This window comes from Methylobacterium sp. WSM2598, from assembly GCF_000379105.1.
Lineage (GTDB): Bacteria > Pseudomonadota > Alphaproteobacteria > Rhizobiales > Beijerinckiaceae > Methylobacterium.
The window spans coordinates 6256224-6274709 of record NZ_KB900609.1 but is presented as its reverse complement, the minus strand read 5'-3'; the positions used below and the strand labels follow the sequence as shown (position 1 = coordinate 6274709).

Annotated in this window: 17 protein-coding genes and 2 tRNA genes; 11 read left to right on the top strand and 8 right to left on the bottom strand. The window is 73.8% G+C overall.

Annotation, left to right across the window (positions count from 1 at the left end; all coding sequences use genetic code 11):
- Window positions 1-79 precede the first annotated feature (79 nt).
- Together apaG and argE are read left to right on the top strand one after the other, a co-directional pair.
- Window positions 80-472: a Co2+/Mg2+ efflux protein ApaG gene (gene apaG / locus MET2598_RS0129255; protein WP_012336173.1), complete on the top strand. Its 393-nt coding sequence runs from the start codon at window positions 80-82 to the stop codon at window positions 470-472.
- A 79-nt stretch (window positions 473-551) separates the two neighbouring features.
- Complete coding sequence (gene argE, locus MET2598_RS0129250) at window positions 552-1721, top strand: acetylornithine deacetylase (RefSeq protein ID WP_012336174.1); 1170 nt, start codon at window positions 552-554, stop codon at window positions 1719-1721.
- Window positions 1722-1847: 126 nt separating this feature from the next.
- Here the strand turns inward: argE and MET2598_RS0129245 are convergent, their stop codons facing one another.
- The 5 genes from MET2598_RS0129245 to MET2598_RS0129225 form a co-directional block, all read right to left on the bottom strand.
- Window positions 1848-3122, bottom strand: coding sequence for a GGDEF domain-containing protein (locus tag MET2598_RS0129245; RefSeq protein WP_236728834.1), 1275 nt, complete (start codon window positions 3120-3122; stop codon window positions 1848-1850).
- A gap of 245 nt (window positions 3123-3367) precedes the next feature.
- Window positions 3368-3991 (bottom strand): LysE family translocator, encoded by a 624-nt coding sequence (locus tag MET2598_RS0129240; RefSeq protein ID WP_018263261.1) that lies wholly within the window; start codon window positions 3989-3991, stop codon window positions 3368-3370.
- Window positions 3992-4124: 133 nt separating this feature from the next.
- Window positions 4125-4427, bottom strand: coding sequence for a hypothetical protein (locus MET2598_RS0129235; protein ID WP_018263260.1), 303 nt, complete (start codon window positions 4425-4427; stop codon window positions 4125-4127).
- Window positions 4428-4531: 104 nt separating this feature from the next.
- Complete coding sequence (locus MET2598_RS0129230; protein ID WP_018263259.1) at window positions 4532-4717, bottom strand: ribbon-helix-helix protein, CopG family; 186 nt, start codon at window positions 4715-4717, stop codon at window positions 4532-4534.
- A 159-nt stretch (window positions 4718-4876) separates the two neighbouring features.
- Window positions 4877-5389 (bottom strand): PRC-barrel domain-containing protein, encoded by a 513-nt coding sequence (locus tag MET2598_RS0129225; protein WP_012336177.1) that lies wholly within the window; start codon window positions 5387-5389, stop codon window positions 4877-4879.
- Between the two features lie 228 nt (window positions 5390-5617).
- On the opposite strand from MET2598_RS0129225, the gene MET2598_RS0129220 reads away from it, so the two are divergent.
- Window positions 5618-7909: an NADP-dependent malic enzyme gene (locus tag MET2598_RS0129220; protein WP_012336178.1), complete on the top strand. Its 2292-nt coding sequence runs from the start codon at window positions 5618-5620 to the stop codon at window positions 7907-7909.
- A 92-nt stretch (window positions 7910-8001) separates the two neighbouring features.
- The gene (gene hrpB / locus MET2598_RS0129215) at window positions 8002-10470 is read left to right on the top strand and encodes an ATP-dependent helicase HrpB (protein ID WP_018263258.1); all 2469 of its coding nucleotides are present in this window, start codon (window positions 8002-8004) and stop codon (window positions 10468-10470) included.
- A gap of 43 nt (window positions 10471-10513) precedes the next feature.
- Here the strand turns inward: hrpB and cmk are convergent, their stop codons facing one another.
- Both cmk and aroA read right to left on the bottom strand, forming a co-directional pair.
- Window positions 10514-11146 carry a (d)CMP kinase gene (cmk, locus tag MET2598_RS0129210; protein ID WP_012336180.1) on the bottom strand — a complete coding sequence of 211 codons (633 nt, stop codon included), beginning with the start codon at window positions 11144-11146 and terminating at the stop codon, window positions 10514-10516.
- A gap of 26 nt (window positions 11147-11172) precedes the next feature.
- The gene (aroA, locus tag MET2598_RS0129205) at window positions 11173-12522 is read right to left on the bottom strand and encodes a 3-phosphoshikimate 1-carboxyvinyltransferase (RefSeq protein WP_018263257.1); all 1350 of its coding nucleotides are present in this window, start codon (window positions 12520-12522) and stop codon (window positions 11173-11175) included.
- Between the two features lie 215 nt (window positions 12523-12737).
- Between aroA and MET2598_RS0129200 the strand changes: the two genes are divergently transcribed.
- The 3 genes from MET2598_RS0129200 (at window position 12738) to MET2598_RS0129190 (ending at window position 13549) form a co-directional block, all read left to right on the top strand.
- Complete coding sequence (locus tag MET2598_RS0129200) at window positions 12738-13121, top strand: TIGR02300 family protein (RefSeq protein WP_012336182.1); 384 nt, start codon at window positions 12738-12740, stop codon at window positions 13119-13121.
- A 180-nt stretch (window positions 13122-13301) separates the two neighbouring features.
- Window positions 13302-13377 (top strand) — tRNA-Ala (locus tag MET2598_RS0129195).
- 96 nt (window positions 13378-13473) lie between these two features.
- A tRNA-Ala gene (locus tag MET2598_RS0129190) sits at window positions 13474-13549 on the top strand.
- Between the two features lie 242 nt (window positions 13550-13791).
- Here the strand turns inward: MET2598_RS0129190 and MET2598_RS0129185 are convergent.
- Window positions 13792-14082 carry a hypothetical protein gene (locus MET2598_RS0129185; RefSeq protein ID WP_012336183.1) on the bottom strand — a complete coding sequence of 97 codons (291 nt, stop codon included), beginning with the start codon at window positions 14080-14082 and terminating at the stop codon, window positions 13792-13794.
- Between the two features lie 494 nt (window positions 14083-14576).
- On the opposite strand from MET2598_RS0129185, the gene MET2598_RS0129180 reads away from it, so the two are divergent.
- From MET2598_RS0129180 to fchA, 4 genes are all read left to right on the top strand, one after another.
- Window positions 14577-15830, top strand: a complete 1254-nt coding sequence (locus MET2598_RS0129180; protein WP_026190999.1) for an aminotransferase class V-fold PLP-dependent enzyme — start codon at window positions 14577-14579, stop codon at window positions 15828-15830.
- A 75-nt stretch (window positions 15831-15905) separates the two neighbouring features.
- Window positions 15906-16844 (top strand): D-2-hydroxyacid dehydrogenase, encoded by a 939-nt coding sequence (locus MET2598_RS0129175; protein ID WP_018263254.1) that lies wholly within the window; start codon window positions 15906-15908, stop codon window positions 16842-16844.
- 127 nt (window positions 16845-16971) lie between these two features.
- The gene (locus MET2598_RS0129170) at window positions 16972-17835 is read left to right on the top strand and encodes an NADP-dependent methylenetetrahydromethanopterin/methylenetetrahydrofolate dehydrogenase (RefSeq protein ID WP_012336186.1); all 864 of its coding nucleotides are present in this window, start codon (window positions 16972-16974) and stop codon (window positions 17833-17835) included.
- Complete coding sequence (gene fchA / locus MET2598_RS0129165) at window positions 17835-18461, top strand: methenyltetrahydrofolate cyclohydrolase (RefSeq protein WP_012336187.1); 627 nt, start codon at window positions 17835-17837, stop codon at window positions 18459-18461. Before MET2598_RS0129170 ends, fchA begins: the two co-directional genes overlap by 1 nt.
- The last annotated feature ends 25 nt before the right edge of the window (window positions 18462-18486 follow it).

The window sequence follows — 18486 nt, the reverse complement described above, 5'->3', positions numbered from 1 at the left end:
GGTGGCGGCGGACCGTACCACGGCGCGGCTGGGCGGCGGCTCCGGTTTTCGGGGCGGCCGCGACCCCGGAGGCTCCCGGATGTACAAGGCCGAGACCCGCGGCATCAGCGTGACCGTCACGCCCCGTTTCGTGGAGGAGGAATCCTCGCCGGACGAGAGCCGCTACTTCTTCGCCTACACGGTCGAGATCACCAATAACGGGCGTGACAAGGTGCAGTTGCGCTCGCGGCACTGGCGCATCGTCGACGGGCGGGGCGCCCTCCAGGAGGTGCGCGGGGCCGGGGTCGTCGGCAAGCAGCCGGTGCTCGGGCCGGGTGAATCGTTCAGCTACACGAGCGGCTGCCCGCTGCCGACGCCGAACGGCACCATGGAGGGCACCTACACGATGGCGACGGCGGACGGCGAGAGCTTCGAGGCGGCGATCCCGGCCTTCTCCCTCGACGTGCCGCACGTGCGCCGGGTCATGCACTGAGCGCATCGCCGCGCCGCTGGACGGGGGCCCGGAGCCGCGTAGGCTGCGCAGCGCCCTCGTTCACGTCTTCCGGATCCCGATGACCCATGCCGGCCCGACCCTGACGCCGCTCGCCCTGCTCGAGCGGCTCGTTGCCTTCGACACGAGCAGCGAGAAGTCGAACCTTCCCCTGATCGCCTTCGTGGAGGAGTACCTCGCGGGGCTCGGCGTGCCGTTCGTCCGCGTGCCCAACCGCGCCGGCGACAAGGCCGCGCTCTTCGCCACGATCGGCCCGATGCGGGACGGCGGCGTCGTGCTCTCCGGCCACACCGACGTGGTCTCCCCCGCCGGGCAGGACTGGACGAGCGACCCCTTCCGGCTGCGGCTGGCGGAGGGGCGCCTCCACGGCCGCGGCGCCGTCGACATGAAGGGCTTCTGCGCGCTCTGCCTCGGCCTCGTGCCGGAGATGCTCGCCGCCGACCTCGCCCGGCCGATCCACCTGCTCCTCTCCTACGACGAGGAGACCACCTGCCTCGGCGTCGTGGACGCGATCGCCCGGTTCGGCATCGACCTGCCGCGCCCGGGCGCCGTGATCGTCGGCGAGCCGACCGGGCTCGAAGTGGCGGACGCGCACAAGAGCGTCGCCACCTTCGTGACCACGGTGCTGGGCCACGAGGCCCACTCGTCGAAGCCCGCCCTCGGGGCGAACGCGGTGATGGCGGCGGCCGAACTCGTGGCCGAGCTCAACCGGATCGCCGACGAGCTCATCGCCCGCGGCGACCCGAGCGGCCGCTTCGATCCGCCCTACTCGACGGTGCATGTGGGGGTGATCGGCGGCGGCACCGTGCGCAACATCCTGCCGGGGCGCTGCACCTTCGAGTGGGAGTTCCGCGGTCTGCCCGACCTCGACCTCGACGAGGTCCCGCGCCGCTTCGCGGCCGCCGCCGAGACGGTGGCGCGCGAGCGCCTGAACCGCTTCGGGCCCTACGGGCGCATCGAGACGGTGCGGGACGCCTCCGTGCCGGGGCTGTCGCCGGATCCGGGCTCGGCCGCGGAGCGGCTGGGCCTGCGGCTCGCCGGGCGCAACCGCACGATCTCGGTGCCCTACGCCACCGAGGCGGGCCGCTTCCAGCGCGAGGGCCTGCCGACCATCGTCTGCGGCCCGGGCTCGATCGACCAAGCCCACCAGCCCGACGAGTACATCACGGTCGCGGCCTTCGAGGCGGGCGAGGCCTTCCTGCGCGGCCTCATCCGCGATTGCGCCGCCTGATCCCGACGCTCATGCCCGATGAGCGCCGGTTCCGGGCTCGGCCCTTCGCCAAGCCGCTGGCTTGCGTCGATGCGTCGAGAGTGTCGGCGGCCCGGGGCCGTGGCCACGGTCCCGCCCGCCGCGCCCTCACGCCGCCTCGGCCTCGGGCGGTCGCGGCGGGCGGGCCGCGCTGACCCGGTTCCGGCCCTCCGCCTTGGCGCGGTAGAGGGCCAGGTCGGCCTCGGCGATCAGCCGGTCGAGGGCGTCGCGGTCGACCGCTCCGGCGCTCTCGGCGACGCCGATGCTCACCGTGACGATCCCCTCCGGGGCGAGCGGGTGCGGCCGGTCGAGCCCGGCCACGGCGGCCCGCGTCGCCTCGGCGGCGCGCAGGAGCTCGCCGGGCGCCGGGTCGGCCAGCAGGGCGACGAATTCCTCGCCGCCGTAGCGCGCCACGAGCGCCGCCTCCGGCAGGCTCGCCCGGATCGCCGCCGCGACCGCCTCCAGGCAGCGGTCGCCGGCGGCGTGGCCGGCGCTGTCGTTCAGGCGCTTGAACGCGTCGATGTCGGCGAGGAGGATGCCGACGGGCCGGCCCCGCCCCGGCTCCCGCCACAGCCCGGCGGCGGCCGCGTCGAAGCCCCGGCGGTTCAGCAGCCCGGTGAGCGGGTCGGTGTCGGCCTGCACGGCGAGGCGCGCGTTGGCGGCGGCGATCTGCCGGCCCTGGATGGCGCTCTTCAGCCGCAGCAGGAAGGCGTGCTGGAGCAGGCTGTTGATCGCGTGCCGGGCCACGATCATGCCGTAGGTCACGCAGGCGCAGTAGAGCGTCACCCCGGCGGTCCGCGACCAGGGTTCCGGCCCCGCCAGCCCGAAGCCGAGGAACATCCCGATCGCCACGACGGCCGCCGCCACCGTCCAGCGCAGCTGGACCGGCACGATCACCAGCCCGGTCGCGATGCCGAACAGGCCGCAGAGCAGGTAGTCGTGGCTGCCCAGCCGCGTCAGCGGGCCGAGCAGGCCGGCCGTCACCATCATGGCGGCCACCGCGAGAGGCAGGGTCAGCCCCTCGATCCAGGCCGGCCGCGGGCGCCGCCAGACCCCGATCAGCGCCCCGTAGAGGGTCGGGATGACGAGGCCGCGCATCGCCAGCGACGGGCCGAGCAGGCCGGGATTGAACAGGATGTCGAGCCCGATCGTGACCAGGCTGATCGTCACCACCCCGGCCAGCCACGCCCGCGCGATGCGGCCGCGGGCCCGCCGCGAGCTCTCGGCGAACAGCCGCGCCAAGCGGCCGCGGAGGATGACGGCGCCCATGCGGCGGCGCAGGGCCTCGTCGGCCTCCTGAAGCAGGAGGCGTTGCTCCTCCGCGCCGAGCGCGTCGAGGAGCGCGGCCACGCGGTCGGAACGAATTCTCCCGGAGCGCACCATCGCCAGCCGTTCCGCCCCCACCATGAGCCCCGCGAGGGGCAATCCATCCCTCGGCCTGCTCTAAGGGCACGATCGGCCCTCCACCGTTAAGGCAGGATTGATGCGCGCTCGAAATAGTCTGCGGTCCTGAGGTTCTGCTTCGATAGATTGACCGAGGGTCGGACTGACCGAGCGTGCTGCTCGACGCGACGATGACGCCCGGTCCCTCCCCGGGTGCCGATCGGTCCGGCCGGATCGCCGCCCGCTCAGCCGGTGGGCCGGCGGGCGAGCGCGAGGCCGAGCCCGGCCCCGATCAGGCCGAGGCCGGAGAGGCGGTTGCGCCAGCGCCCGGGCAGGCGCAGCGCCCCGCGCAACCGCCCCGCGAGGACGGCCCAGAGACTGTCGAGGCCGGCCGCGATGGCCAGGAAGGTGGCGCAGAGGAGCAGGAGCTGGCCCGGGGCGTCGCCGTCCGGGGTCAGGAATTGCGGCAGGAAGGCCGCGTAGAACAGCAGCGTCTTCGGATTGACCAGCGCGACGAGGAACCCGCGCCCGATCATCGCGCGGGCGCCGCCGGGGGCGGGGCGGGCCGCCGCGAGGTCGAGGGGCGGCGCGCGCCACGCGCGCAGGCCGAGCCAGACCAGGTAGGCCGCGCCGAGGAGGCGCAGCCAGCCGAACCAGCCCGCCAGGGCGGCGAGGAGCGTCGTCGCGCCGAGCGCCGTCAGCGCGAGCTGCACCGCCATCGCGGCGCTCGTCCCCGCCACCGTGGCGAGGCCGGCCCGCGCGCCGTGCGCGAGGCTGTTCGCCACGATCAGCGCCACGTTCGGCCCCGGGATCAGCACCAGGACGACGCTCGCGGCCACGAAGGCGAGGTAGAGGTCGAGGGGCATCATCCCCCGCCCCGGCGCTCGCGCCCCGGCCGGACCGCGAAGGCCTCCCGCACCCGCGCCGCACCGTCCATCGCCGCCTCCGTGCCGCCGCCCGTCATCCGCGCGGGCGGCGCGGCGACGCCCGGGACCGCGCCCCTCAGGCGATCAGGCCGCGGTCCAGTTCGAGCACCTTGATCCGCAGCCCGTCCGGCCCGCGCAGCGTCAGCATACGGCCGAACGCCTCGTCGGCAACGCCCCGGGCGATGCGGTCGGGCGCCCGCAGCCGCAGATGCGCCTCCAGCCGCTCCAGCGGCTCCGCGCTGGCGAAGTGGCGCTGGCGAAGTGGCGCTGGCGAAGTGCAGCTCGACCGCTCCCGCCCCGGGACCGGGCGGATGCGCCAGCAGGCTGAGGAGCGAGCCGCCGAAGCGCACCAGCGCCCAATCCCCGTCCCGGCTGCCATACACCAGGGACCCGCCGAGCCGCTCGTAGAAGCCGATGGCGGGCGCGAGCTCCGCCACGTGCACCATCGGCGGGACCTGCAGACCGAACCGGTCCGCTGCCCCGTCACCCATCCCGTCCTCCTCGCTGCAAGTACGATTCCAGCGCGGCCGCGACGAGGTCCGAGAGGGACATCTGCGCGTCGAGGGCGCGGTACTTGACCCGCCGGACGAGGTCCGGCGGCAGGTACACGTTGAATTGCTGCTTGGTGCGGCCTTCCGGCGTGCCGCGGCCGTCGTTCCGTCCGGTCATGGCAATTTGCTAGCATGCTAGCACGGGCGGCGCAAGCCGCGGGGGCGGCGCGCCGCCCCCGCCCGGCCGCCAGGGCTTGGTTCAAGTCTTGGCCTCGCCCTTCCGGGCACCGGCCTTGGCTCAGGGCTTGGCCTCGCCCTTTCGGGCATCGGTCTTGGCTCAGGGCTTGGCCTCGCCCTTTCGGGCATCGGCCTTGGCGAGGTAGACGTATTCGGGGGCGGCGCGGAGCTGGTCGCGGTCGGTGTCGATCACGGCCTTGAGGGTGGTGTCGTCGACGCGGCTGATCTCGACCGCGCTGCGGGCGATCGAGACGTACTTGGTGCCGATGCCCAGGAAGCCGCCGACGCCGACCACGTAGGACTTCACCGAGAGGTCGGGGGCGAGGACGAGGTCGGCGACGGAGCCGATCGTCTCGTCGGCGCGGTTGCGGATCGACAGGCCGATGAGCTTGGAGGCCACCATCTCGTCCGGCTGCTGGGCCACGAAGGTCGGTCGCAGGGCGTTGTCGAGGGTGGCCGGGGCGGCGGGCACGGCCGTAGGCTCGCGGGCGGGCGCGGCGGAGGCCGGCGCGGGCGGGGGCTGGTCGGCGGGGGACGGGGTCTTGGCGTCCTGCGCGGCGGCGCAGAGTGCGCCCGCGACGAGAAGCGCGGCGGCGAGGGCGAGACGAGGCATTCGAGGGCTCCGAAACGGGCGGGCCGGCCGGATTCGACCGGCAAACGCCTGACAAGCGGGCGACCTTCCGCAAAGTTCCCGAGCGGCCGGCGGCGCCCGGGCGCGGCGGCGCCGGCCGGGCCGCCGCGCCCGCCGGTCGCGATCCCGCCCTTGAGCCGCGCCTCGCCCGGCCCTATGGACCATCTCCCGCAGTCACCCTCTCAGACTAAAGGCGAAGAAGGTCCCGGCATGAGCGAGTCCCGTCCCGTCACCCGCCGCGCGCGTCCGACCTTCACCGATCAGGAGGCGCTGCAGTTCCACGCCCAGGGGCGCCCGGGCAAGCTGGAGGTCGTCGCCACCAAGCCGATGGCGACGCAGCGCGACCTGTCGCTGGCCTACTCGCCCGGCGTCGCCGTGCCGGTCCTCGCCATCGCGGAAGATCCGGCGCTCGCCTTCGACTACACGGCCAAGGGCAACCTCGTGGCGGTGGTCTCGAACGGCACCGCCATCCTCGGGCTCGGCAATCGCGGGGCGCTCGCCTCGAAGCCGGTCATGGAGGGCAAGGCCGTCCTGTTCAAGCGCTTCGCCGACATCGACGCCTTCGACCTCGAGGTCGGGACCGAGGATCCCGAGGCGGTGATCAACTGCGTGCGCTACCTCGGCCCGACCTTCGGCGGCATCAACCTCGAAGACATCAAGGCCCCCGAGTGCTTCATCATCGAGGAGCGCCTGCGGGAGTTGATGGACATCCCGGTCTTCCACGACGACCAGCACGGCACCGCGATCATCGCGGCGGCGGGCGTGATCAACGCGCTGCACCTCACCGGCCGCGACATCGGCGAGGCCAAGCTCGTGGTGAACGGCGCCGGGGCGGCCGGCATCGCCTGCATCGAGCTCCTCAAGGCAATGGGCTTCTCCGACCGCAACGTGATCCTCTGCGACACCAAGGGCGTGGTCTATGCCGGCCGCACCGAGGGCATGAACCAGTGGAAGTCGGCCCACGCGGTCGAGACCAGCCGGCGCAGCCTCGCGGAGGCGATCGAGGGCGCCGACATCGTGTTCGGCCTCTCGGTCAAGGGCGCCTTCACGCCCGAGATGATCCGCGCGATGGCGGCCCAGCCGATCATCTTCGCGATGGCCAATCCCGACCCCGAGATCACGGCCGAGGAGGTGGCGCGGGTGCGCGACGATGCCATCATGGCGACCGGGCGCTCCGACTACCCCAACCAGGTCAACAACGTGCTGGGCTTCCCCTACATCTTCCGGGGTGCCCTCGACGTGCGCGCGACCACGATCAACATGGAGATGAAGATCGCGGCCGCGCAGGCGCTGGCGGCGCTCGCCCGCGAGGACGTGCCCGACGAGGTGGCGGCGGCCTATCAGGGCGCGCGGCCGCGCTTCGGGCGCGACTACATCATCCCGGTGCCCTTCGACCCGCGCCTGATCCACACGATCCCGCCGGCGGTGGCCAAGGCCGCCATGGATACCGGCGTCGCCCGCAAGCCGATCCCCTCGATGGACGCCTACCGGGCCCAGCTCTCGGCCCGGCGGGACCCGGTCGCCGGCACGCTGAACCGCATCTTCGAGCGGGTGCGCAAGTTCCCCAAGCGCGTCGTCTTCGCGGAGGGCGAGGAGGAGGTCGTCATCCGGGCGGCCATCTCCTTCGTCAACCAGGGGCTCGGCACCGCCATCCTGGTCGGGCGCGAGGAGCGGGTGCTGGCCAAGGCCGAGGCGGCCGGCATCGATCTCGCCGGGCGCGACCACATCGAGATCCACAACGCCGCGAAATCCGACCGCAACACGGTCTACGCGCAGTTCCTCTACGCGCGCATGCAGCGCAAGGGCATGCTGTTCCGCGACTGCCAGCGGCTGATCAACCAGGACCGCAACCACTTCGCGGCCTCGATGGTGGCGCTCGGCGACGCCGACGCGATGGTGACCGGCGCCACCCGCAACTACTCGGTCGCGCTCGACGACGTGCGCCACGTCATCGATCCCAAGCCCGGGCACCGGGTGATCGGCGTCTCGCTCTGCCTCGCGCGCGGGCGCATCGTGCTCGTCGCCGACACGGCGATCCACGAGATGCCCTCGGCCCAGGAGATCGCCGGGATCGCGATCGAGGCGGCCGGCGTCGCGCGCCGCCTCGGCTACGAGCCGCGGGTGGCGCTCCTGTCCTTCTCGACCTTCGGCCATCCCAAGGCCGAGCGCGCCGAGAAGGTGCAGGAGGCGGTCAAGATCCTCGACGGCATGCGGGTCGATTTCGAGTACGACGGCGAGATGGCCGCCGACGTGGCCCTGAACAGGGAGGTGCTGGCGCAGTACCCGTTCAGCCGCCTCAAGCAGCCGGCGAACGTGCTGGTGATGCCGGCCTTCCACTCCGCCTCGATCTCGACCAAGATGCTGCAGGAGCTCGGCGGCGCGCAGGTGCTCGGCCCGCTGATCGTCGGCCTCGACAAGCCGGTGCAGATCGTCTCGCTCGGCGCCACCGACACCGACCTCGTCAACATGGCGGCGCTGGCGGCCTTCAACATCGGGGGCTGAGGACGCCCCCGCCGGAGGCGGCCGTTTCCGGTCGGGACGGCCGCCTCGCCCCCGGACTTGCATCCCGCGCGCCGCGCGGCCATGCGGGCCGCATGCCCGCGCTCCCCGCCCTGCCGATCGACGCCGTCCTCGCCGACCTCCAGGCCGCCCTCGCCGGACGCCCGAACGCCGTGCTGGTCGCGCCGCCCGGCGCCGGCAAGACCACCCGGGTGCCCCTCGCGCTCCTCGACGCGCCCTGGCGGGGCGACGGGCGGATCATCGTGCTGGAGCCCCGCCGCCTCGCGGCCCGGGCGGCGGCCGAGCGCATGGCCGAGACCCGCGGCGAGCGGGTCGGCGACACGGTCGGCCTGCGGGTGCGGCTCGGCTCGAAGGTCTCCGCCCGCACCCGGATCGAGGTCGTCACCGAGGGCGTCTTCGCCCGCATGATCCTCGACGACCCGGAACTGACCGGGATCGCCGCGGTGCTGTTCGACGAGTTCCACGAGCGCTCCCTCGACGCCGATCTCGGCCTCGCGCTGGCCCTCGACGCGCAGGGCGGCCTGCGCGAGGACCTGCGCCTGCTCGCCATGTCGGCGACGCTCGACGGGGCCCGGGTCGCGCGCCTGATGGGCGGGGCGCCGGTGATCGCCTCGGAGGGCCGCGCCTTCCCGGTCGAGACGCGCTACCTCGACCGCGACCCGAACCGGCGCGTCGAGGAGGCGACGGCCGAGGCGATCGAGCGGGCGCTGCGGGCCGAGCCGGGCTCGGTCCTGGCCTTCCTGCCCGGCCAGGGCGAGATCCGCCGGGTCGCGGAGCTGCTCGCCCCGCGCCTCGCCGCCCATCCGGAGGTCGACCTCGCCCCGCTCTACGGGGCCCTCGACCGCGGCGAGCAGGACCGGGCCGTGCGCCCGAGCCCGCCGGGCCGGCGCAAGGTGGTGCTCGCCACCTCCATCGCCGAGACGTCGCTCACCATCGAGGGCGTGCGGGTGGTGGTGGATTCCGGGCTCGCCCGCGTGCCGGTCTACGAGCCGGATCTCGGCCTCACCCGCCTCGCGACGGTCCGGGCCTCGCGGGCCTCGGTCGACCAGCGCCGCGGCCGCGCCGGGCGCACGGAGCCGGGAATCTGCTACCGGCTCTGGGCGGAGGCGGCGACCGGGGCGCTGGAGCCCTTCACCCGGCCGGAGATCCTCTCGGCCGACCTCGCGGGCCTCGTCCTCGACTGCGCCGCCTGGGGCGTGACCGATCCCGCCACCCTGCCCTTCCTCGACCCGCCCCCCGGCCCGGCGCTCGCGGAGGCGAAGGCGCTGCTCGCCGGGCTCGGCGCCCTCGACGCCGGGGGCCGGCTGACGCCCGAGGGGCGCCGCCTGCGCGCCCTGCCGCTGCCGCCGCGGCTCGCCCGCATGGTGGTGGCGGCGGCCGAGGGACGGGCGGCGGCGCGGGAGGCGGCCGACCTCGCCGCCGTGCTGGTCGAGCGCGGCCTCGGCGGCGACGCGGTCGACCTCGCCGAGCGGGTCGAGCGCTTCCGCCGCGACCGCTCGGGCCGGGCGGAGGACATGCGCCGGCTCGCCTCCGGCTGGGCCCGCGCCGCCGGGGCGGGCCCGGCCGAGGGCGAGGCCCCGCCCCTCGGCGCGCTCCTCGCCCTCGCCTATCCGGACCGGATCGCCCGCGCCCGGGGCAGGCCCGGCGAGTTCGTGCTGGCGAACGGCCGCGGCGCCGCCCTCGACCCCGCCCTGGCGCTCGCCCGCGCGCCCTTCCTGGCGGTGGCCGAGATCGTCGGCAAGGCCGCCGCCGCGCGCATCCTGGCGGCGGCGCCGATCGGGCTCGAGGCGATCGAGGCGCGCTTCGCCGACCGGATCGAGGCGCGCGAGAGCGTCGCCTTCGACCCCGCCGCCCGCGCCCTGCGCGCCCGGGCCCAGCGGCGCCTCGGCGCGGTCACGCTCGGCGAGCGCGTCCTGCCGGTCCCGGCCGACGAGGCGAGCGCGCGGCTCCTCGCCCGCGGGATCGCCGGCCTCGGGCTCGCGGCCCTGCCCTGGTCGAGGGCGGCGGCGCAGTGGCGCGAGCGGGTCTCCTTCCTGCGCCGGGCCGAGGGCGAGCCCTGGCCCGACGTCTCCGACGCGGCGCTCGCGGCGGCGGCCGAGGACTGGCTCGCGCCGCACCTCCTCGGCCTCACCCGCCTCGACGAGATCGGGCCGGAGCGCCTCGCCGAGGCGCTGCACGCGCTCCTGCCCTGGACCCTGCGGGCGCGCCTCGACGCGGAGGCCCCGACCCACGTCGAGGTGCCGACCGGCTCGCGCCTCCCGATCGATTACGGGGCCGAGGAGCCGGTCCTGGCGGTGCGGGTGCAGGAGCTGTTCGGGCTCGCCGCACATCCGACGATCGGCGGCGGGCGGGTGCCGCTGGTGCTGCACCTGCTCTCCCCGGCCCAGCGCCCGATCCAGATCACCCGCGACCTGCCGGGCTTCTGGCGCGGCTCCTGGGCGGCGGTGCGCGCCGACATGCGCGGCCAGTACCCGCGGCATCCCTGGCCGGACGACCCGCTCGGCGCGCCGCCGACCCGGCGGGCGAAGCCCAGGGGCACCTGAGGAAGGGGCGGCCGGCAGGGCTCCCGAGGCCCGGGCGCGTCGCTCAGCCCCGCCCGGGCCAGCGCGCCTCGACCACGGCCGCCGCGGCCCGGAAGGCCGCCTCGGCGTCGAGCGCCGTCGTGTCGATCACCACCGCGTCGTCGGCGACGCGCAGGGGCGCCGCGGCCCGGTCGGCGTCGCGGGCGTCGCGGCGCACGATGTCGGCGAGCACCGCCTCGAAGGCCACCGGCTCGCCCCGCCCCCCGAGCTCCCGGTGGCGGCGGTGCGCCCGCTCCTCGGGCGAGGCCGTGATGAAGAGCTTCACGGGCGCGTCCGGGCAGACCACCGTGCCGATGTCGCGCCCGTCGAGCACCGCCCCGCCCGGCGCGGCGGCGAAGCGGCGCTGCCAGTCGAGGAGCGCCGCCCGCACCGCCGGGAGCGCCGAGACCAGGGAGGCCGCCTCCCCCATGGCGCGCTCGCGCAGGCGGGCGTCGCCGAGCGACTCGGCGCGCAGCGTGCGGGCCGCCGCCTCCGCCGCTGCCTCGTCCCGCAGGTCGCGCTCCGCGTCGAGGAGCGCCAGCGCCACCGCCCGATAGAGGAGGCCGGTGTCGAGATGCGGCAGGCCGTAATGCTGGGCGAGCCGCCGCGCGAGCGTGCCCTTGCCCGACGCCGCCGGCCCGTCGATCGCGATCACCATCCCGTCGTCCCCGCGCTCACCCGCACTCACTCGGCGAAGGCGGCGCCGAGGCCCCGCAGATCGGCCAGGAAGGCCGGATAGCTCGTCGCGATCATGGCGCCGTCGTCGACCGTCACCGGCTCCCCGGCGGCCAGCCCCATCACCAGGAACGCCATGGCGATGCGGTGGTCGAGGTGCGTCGCCACGGTGCCGCCGCCGGGGGCCGGCCGGCCGTCCCCGTGCACGATCAGGTCGTCGCCCTCGACCACGTGGGCGACGCCGTTGGCCCTGAGGCCGTCCGCCACCGCGGCGAGGCGGTCCGATTCCTTCACCCGCAATTCGTGCAGGCCCTGCATCCGCGTCGTGCCCTCCGCGAAGGCCGCCGCCACGGCGAGGACCGGGTACTCGTCGATCATCGCGGGCGCGCGCTCGGGCGGCACCGTCACCCCGGCGAGGCGGCTCGCCCGCACCCGCAGGTCGGCCACCGTCTCGCCGCCCTCGTCGCGCTCGTTCAGCCGCGCGATGTCGGCGCCCATCTCGATCAGCGTGGTGATGAGCCCGGTCCGCAGCGGGTTCATCATCACCCCCTCGATCACCACGTCCGAGCCCGGCACGATCAGCGCCGCGACGATCGGGAAGGCGGCCGAGGACGGGTCGGCCGGCACGATCACCTCGGCCGCCCGCAGGGTCGGCTGGCCCGTGAGCGCGATGGCGCGGCCGTGGCCCGCGGGCCCGTGCGCCGCGACCGTGACCTCGGCGCCGAACAGGCGCAGCATCCGCTCGGTGTGGTCGCGGGTCGCGGCGGCCTCGATCACCGTGGTGGTGCCGGGCGCGTTGAGGCCGGCGAGCAGCACCGCCGACTTCACCTGCGCGGAGGCGACCGGCGTCGCGTAGGTGATCGGGATCGCCTCCTCGGGGCCGCGCAGCGTCAGCGGCACGCGCCCGCCCGCCTGCTCGGACAGGATCTGCGCGCCCATCTGCACCAGCGGGTCGAGGATCCGCCGCATCGGCCGCTTGCGCAGCGAGGCGTCGCCGTCGAAGGTCGCGGTGACGGGCTGGCCGCCGACGACGCCCATCATCAGCCGCGAGCCGGTGCCGGCATTGCCGAAATCGAGCACGCCCTCGGGATCCGACAGGCCGCCGATGCCGACGCCGCGCACCCGCCAGCGGCCCGGCCCGTCGCGGTCGATCCCGGCGCCGAGCGCCCGGGCGGCGGCGGCGGTGCGCAGCACGTCGTCGCCCTCCAGCAGGCCCTCGACCCGGGTCTCGCCGAGGCTGAGCAGGCCGAGGATCATCGCCCGGTGCGAGATGGACTTGTCGCCGGGCGGGCGCAGCCGCCCCCGCAGGGGCGTCCCGGCCCGGGCGGTGATCGGCGAGGGAACGGAATCGTGGGACACGGACTCTTGCCTGGTCGAGGGAGTGTCGGGAGCGGCGGGTCGTTACCACGCGGGCGCTCCCGCGTCATCCGCCGGCCGGCTCCGGGCGGATGACGCCGGGAGCGCTCCGTCGATCGGCAGGGCCGCGCCGGCCCGCCGCCGGCGTCCGATTTGACACGGCCAACGCCCCCGACTAACGGGCCCTTTCCCGACGATATCTCGAAGGCTTTCGAACCGTGGCCAGACCGGAACTCGGCTTGAAGCGCCAGTGCATGAGCTGCGGCGCCAAGTTCTACGACCTCAACAGGGACCCCGCCACCTGCCCGAAATGCGGCACGGTCTACCAGATCGCGGCCCTCACGACGACGCGCGTGCCGCCCCCGGCGATCGCCAGCCGCGCCGCCGACGAGGAGCCCGACGACGAGGCGGGCACGCCCGAGATGATCTCCCTCGACGAGGTCGAGGCCGCCGAGGAGGGGGCCGACGCCGTCGTGGACGACGACGCCGACGTGGGCGGTGCCGGCGGCGACGACGACACCTTCCTGGAGGAGGACGAGGAGAGCGGCGACGACGTCGCCGACCTGATCGACGGCGACATCGAGACCGACGAGGAATCGTGATCGGCTAAGTCGCGGCCGCGCCTCGCGAATCCGGCGCGGTCACGAAAACTTCGCAAGACGGCGCCGCGGGGGCTTGTCTCCGCCGCGGCGCCCTCATATACAGCCGCCACCGAACGCGACCGCCCCGACGGGCCGGTCGGGCGGCACCGCGGGCGACCCAACCGCCGCGGTCTTGAGCGTGGGGCCATAGCTCAGTTGGGAGAGCGCTTGAATGGCATTCAAGAGGTCGGCGGTTCGATTCCGCCTGGCTCCACCAGAAATCTTCCGGGATGACCGGGTCGAGCGGGGCCGCGCAGCGCGGGACCGTCGATGATGCGAGACCCGCGGTGCCCCCATGCGCCGTGGATGGAACGGGGCCATAGCTCAGTTGGGAGAGCGCTTGAATGGCATTCAAGAGGTCGGCGGTTCGATTCCGCCTGGCTCCACCACCCCCTTCGCGTCCACTTCCCCTCGTAGGATCCGCCCGCTCCGTCGCGGGCCGGGCGCCCTCGTCAGGTCTCTCGACTCCCGACCGGCGTGGCTCTGCCGCGAAGGCGGGATGACGAGGCGGGTGCCGCGACGCTCCGCCACGCGCTGCCGCTGCTGGGCTCGGCGTGGGACTCGGGCGGGGCCGCGGCCGTACCGATGAGGGTGCGGCCGCACAACCGTCGATCCGGTCGGCGCCCCGCCGTCAGCGGCCCGTCGAGGCCGTCGCGATGTCGGCGTTCGGGTCGAGGGCCGTCGGCAGCCCGTCGCGGAAGGCCACCAGGCCGCTCGCGCCGACGTCGCGGAGGTCCGCCTCGGCGCCGGGCGCCAGCCGCGGCAGCGCCGCGAACAGCGGCATGCCCCGCGGGACGCTGTCGGAGAAGCCCACCACCGCGATCGGCGCGAGGCCGGCCGCCGCCAGGCCGTCATCCGCGGCGCGCGCCGCGCCCATCCCGGCCACCAAGAGACCCGCGATCACCAGAGATTTCGTCACCATGGCCAATCCTCCGCCGGATGCCTATCCCCAGCTTAACAACGCGCGAGGCGCGATTCGGTTCTCGGCCTGTGCTGATGCAATACTGCGCTCCCGCGCGCGACATTGCGGGTGAGGCGCGAGCCGGGCGCGCGAGGCCGGCCCGGGGCCGCCGCAGGTCCCGGTCAAAAGTACAAATTCCAAATTTTTGAACGAGATGGAAAGTTTTTTCAGTTTTCCTTCTGGTCCCGTCCGACCCATAGTCCGCCCCGACACGGAAGCGGGGCCCGCGGTCGGACGCGCCCCGCCCCGTGAACAACGAAGAACCGGATGGGAAGGCGCACCATGGAGTTCGGGTTCCGACGCTCCGCCCTCAGGGCACTCCAGAGCCAGCCCCTCCCCCGTCCGGGTCGGCGCGTCATCCGCGCCTGAGGCTTTCCCCCGCGGGCCCAACGAGGGCTCCCCAACGAGCCCGACCGGGTCTCGACCGACGACGGTCAAGGAAACTGGAGGACAACATGGCAGGATCGAGACGGCCGGGTCGCAACTTTCTCTTCGTGCCGGGTCCGACCAACGTGCCGGAGCGCGTCCAGCGCGCGATGATCGTGCCGATGGAGGACCATCGCTCGTCGTCGTTCCCGGACCTGACGCTGCCCCTGTTCGAGAACCTGAAGAAGGTGTTCAAGTCGAAGGACGGGCAGGTCTTCATCTTCCCGTCGAGCGGCACCGGCGCCTGGGAGGCCGCGCTCACCAACACCCTGTCGCCCGGCGACCGCGTGCTCGCCTCGCGCTTCGGCCAGTTCAGCACGCTCTGGATCGACCTCGCCCAGCGCGTCGGCCTCGACGTCGTCATCCAGGACGAGGAATGGGGCACCGGCGCCAATCCGGAGCGGATCGAGGAGGCCCTGCGGGCCGACCGCGAGCACCGCATCAAGGCCGTCCTCGTCGTCCACAACGAGACCGCCACCGGCGTGACCAGCGACGTCGGCGCCGTGCGCCGGGCCATCGACGCCGCCAACCACCCGGCGATGCTCTACGTGGACGGCGTGTCCTCGATCGGCAGCATCGACTTCCGCGCCACCGAGTGGGGCGTCGACTGCGCCATCACCGGCTCGCAGAAGGGCCTGATGCTGCCCGCCGGCCTCGGCATCGTCTGCGTCAGCCCCAAGGCGCTCGCCGCCTACAAGACGGCCGAGTGCCGCCGCGTCTACTTCGACTTCGGCGACATGTCGAAGGCGAACGCCACCGGCTACTTCCCCTACACGCCGGCCCTGCCCCTGCTCTACGGCCTGCGCGAGGCCATGGCCTGCCTGTTCGAGGAGGGGCTGGAGCGCGTCTTCGAGCGCCACCGCGTGCTCGCCGACGGCTGCCGCGCCGCCGTGAAGGCCTGGGGCCTGACGCTCTGCGCCAAGGAGCCCAAGTGGTACTCCGACACGGTGAGCGCCATCATGGTGCCGGAGGGCGTCAACGGCGCCGACGTGATCGACGTCGCCTTCCGGCGCTACAACCTCGCGCTGGGCGCCGGCCTGTCCAAGGTCGCCGGCAAGCTCTTCCGGATCGGCCATCTCGGCGACCTCAACGACCTGATGCTGCTCGGCGCGCTGGCGGGCGCCGAGATGGCGATGCTCGACGCCGGCATCCGGATCGAGCCGGGCAGCGGCGTCGGCGCGGCCCAGAAGCACTTCCGCGAGACCATCCTGGCCAAGGACAAGCGCCCGAGCGAGGCGGGCATCTTCGACCGCAACCACTCCGACGGCGTCGTCCGGGTGTGAGGAATAAGCCGCGGGTCTGGTATGCCAGGCCCGCGGCCCCGCTCCCCCGCGCAAGGCCAGCCGGAGATTCCCGCGATGTCCCACACGATCGTCTTCCTCGACCGCGAGACGCTCGATGCCCGCGTGCGCGAATTCAGCTTCCCGCACAGCTACAAGGAATATGACGTCACTGCGCCGGACCAGATCGTCGCGCGCTTGGCCGATGCCGAGATCGCGATCGTCAACAAGGTGCCGATGCGGGCCGAGACCCTGCGCCAATTGCCCAAGCTCAAGCTGATCGCGGTCGCGGCGACCGGCACCGACATCGTCGACAAGGCCGTCGCCAAGCAGCAGGGCATCACCGTCGTCAACATCCGCAACTACGCCTTCAACACGGTGCCGGAGCACGTCGTCGCGCTGATCTTCGCGCTGCGCCGCGCCATCGTGCCTTACGCGAATTCGACCCGTCGGGGTGATTGGAACAAGTCGCGGCAGTTCTGCTACTTCGATTATCCGATCCGCGACATCGCCGGCTCGACGCTCGGCATCGTCGGCTACGGCGCGCTCGGCAAGTCGATCGCCAGGCGGGCCGAGGCCCTCGGCATGAAGGTCATCGCCACCGACGTCTTCCCGCAGGAGGGCCTGGTCGATTTCGAGACGATCCTGCGCGAGAGCGACGTCATCACGCTGCACGTGCCGCTGACGCCCGAGACCCGCAACATGATCGGGCGGGACGAGTTCGCCAAGATGAAGCGCGACGCCATCCTCATCAACACGGCCCGCGGCGGGCTGGTGGACGAGGCGGCCCTCGCCGAGGCGCTCAGGAACGGCACGATCGCGGGGGCGGGCTTCGACGTGCTCACCACCGAGCCGCCGGTCGAGGGCAACATCCTGCTCGACCTCGACCTGCCGAACCTGATCGTCACGCCCCACGTGGCCTGGGCCAGCAAGGAGGCGATGCAGATCCTCTCCGACCAGCTCGTCGACAACATCGAGGCCTTCGTGGCGGGCAGGCCGCAGAACGTGGTCGAGTGACGCGCGGCGCGCCCCGCGGCGCGCTACAACGGGGCGGCCGGGGCGCCGGGCGCGTGGCGCGTCCGGCCGCCAGAGTAGCCGCGCGAGCGGCCAGAATCGTCAAGCCGCGCCAGCGGCCAGAGGTTGGATGATGAAGAAGCTCCTGTTCCAGTTCGACACCGACCCGATGCCGAGCGTGTTCGACACGGTGGTCGGCTATGACGGCGGCGCCGACAACATTACGGGCTACGGCGGCGTGACGCCGGAGAGCGTCGGCGCCCTCGTCGACGGCACGATCTACACCCGCGGCGGGTCGGAGAAGAAGTCGACGGCGATCTTCGTCGGCGGCGGCAGCATGGCGGCCGGCGAGGCGGTGTTCGAGGCGGTCAAGAAGCGCTTCTTCGGCCCGTTCCGGGTCTCGGCGATGCTGGACTCGAACGGCTCCAACACCACGGCGGCGGCGGGCGTCGCCCTCGTCGCCAAGGCGGCGGGCTCGCTCAGGGACAGCCGCGCGGTGGTGCTCGCCGGGACCGGCCCGGTCGGCATGCGCTCGGCGGCGCTGCTCGCCCGCGAGGGCGCCTCCGTGGTGCTGACCGGCCGCTCCCGGGCCAAGGCCGAGGAGGCCGCCCGCGCGATCGAGAAGCGCTTCGGCGTCGCCGTCGAGGCGCTGGAGACCCCGGACGCGGCCTCGCGCGCCGCCGTCGTGAAGGGCGCCCAGGTGGTGTTCTCGGCCGGGGCGATCGGCCTCGAACTCCTGCCCGAGGAGGCCTGGGCGAACGAGGCGAGCATCCGCTTCCTCGCCGATTACAACGCCCAGCCGCCGCTCGGCTTCGGCGGCATCGACGCCATGGACAAGGGCAAGGAGCGCCACGGCAAGAGGGCCTTCGGCGCGCTCGGGATCGGCGGGCTGAAGCTCAAGCTGCACCGCTCCTGCGTGGCCAAGCTGTTCGAGAGCACCGAGTCGCTGCTCGACGCCGAGCAGATCTACGCCCTGGCGAAAGAGATGGCGTGATGGCCGAGCACGAGACGATCGCCCATTTCCTCGACGGGCTGGCGAGCGAGCAGCCGACGCCCGGCGGCGGCGGGGCGGCGGCGATCTCCGGCGCCATGGGGGCGGCCCTCGTCTCCATGGTCTGCAACCTCACCATCGGCAAGAAGAAGTACGCCGAGGTGGAGGAGGAGCTGAAGGGCGTCCGCGAGAAGGCGGAGGCCCTGCGCGCCAGCCTCACCGGCATGATCGCGGACGACGTCGCCGCCTTCGACGCGGTGATGGGCGCCTACGGCCTGCCCAAGGCCACGGACGAGGAGAAGGCGGCCCGGGCCGAGGCGATCCAGGTCGCCCTGCGCCAGGCCACCGACGTGCCCCTCGCCTGCTGCCGCGCCTGCCGGCAGGTCATCGACCTCGCGGCGGTGACCGCCGAGAAGGGCAACCTCAACGTGATCAGCGACGCGGGGGTCGCGGTCCTGTCGGCCCAGGCGGGCCTGCGCAGCGCCGCCCTCAACGTCTTCGTCAACGCCAAGGCCATCACCGACCGCGACTTCGCGGAGGGGCGCCTGCGCGAACTGGACGATCTTCTCTCCGGGGCCGACGCCCTGACCGAGAAGACCTACGGCGTCGTCAAGGCGAAGCTGAGCTGAAGGGCCGCTCCCGGCCGTGGGCCGG

Coding starts and splice junctions, on each gene's coding strand:
- MET2598_RS0129170 (WP_012336186.1), top strand. CDS start 16,972: ATGATGAAGAAGCTCCTGTTCCAGTTCGACACCGACCCGATGCCGAGC.
- MET2598_RS0129220 (WP_012336178.1), top strand. CDS start 5,618: ATGAGCGAGTCCCGTCCCGTCACCCGCCGCGCGCGTCCGACCTTCACC.
- cmk (WP_012336180.1), bottom strand. CDS start 11,146: ATGGTGATCGCGATCGACGGGCCGGCGGCGTCGGGCAAGGGCACGCTC.
- MET2598_RS0129225 (WP_012336177.1), bottom strand. CDS start 5,389: ATGCCTCGTCTCGCCCTCGCCGCCGCGCTTCTCGTCGCGGGCGCACTC.
- MET2598_RS0129240 (WP_018263261.1), bottom strand. CDS start 3,991: ATGATGCCCCTCGACCTCTACCTCGCCTTCGTGGCCGCGAGCGTCGTC.
- MET2598_RS0129230 (WP_018263259.1), bottom strand. CDS start 4,717: ATGACCGGACGGAACGACGGCCGCGGCACGCCGGAAGGCCGCACCAAG.
- argE (WP_012336174.1), top strand. CDS start 552: ATGACCCATGCCGGCCCGACCCTGACGCCGCTCGCCCTGCTCGAGCGG.
- MET2598_RS0129235 (WP_018263260.1), bottom strand. CDS start 4,427: ATGGCAGCCGGGACGGGGATTGGGCGCTGGTGCGCTTCGGCGGCTCGC.
- MET2598_RS0129185 (WP_012336183.1), bottom strand. CDS start 14,082: ATGGTGACGAAATCTCTGGTGATCGCGGGTCTCTTGGTGGCCGGGATG.
- hrpB (WP_018263258.1), top strand. CDS start 8,002: ATGCCCGCGCTCCCCGCCCTGCCGATCGACGCCGTCCTCGCCGACCTC.
- MET2598_RS0129180 (WP_026190999.1), top strand. CDS start 14,577: ATGGCAGGATCGAGACGGCCGGGTCGCAACTTTCTCTTCGTGCCGGGT.
- MET2598_RS0129175 (WP_018263254.1), top strand. CDS start 15,906: ATGTCCCACACGATCGTCTTCCTCGACCGCGAGACGCTCGATGCCCGC.
- fchA (WP_012336187.1), top strand. CDS start 17,835: ATGGCCGAGCACGAGACGATCGCCCATTTCCTCGACGGGCTGGCGAGC.
- MET2598_RS0129245 (WP_236728834.1), bottom strand. CDS start 3,122: ATGGTGCGCTCCGGGAGAATTCGTTCCGACCGCGTGGCCGCGCTCCTC.
- apaG (WP_012336173.1), top strand. CDS start 80: ATGTACAAGGCCGAGACCCGCGGCATCAGCGTGACCGTCACGCCCCGT.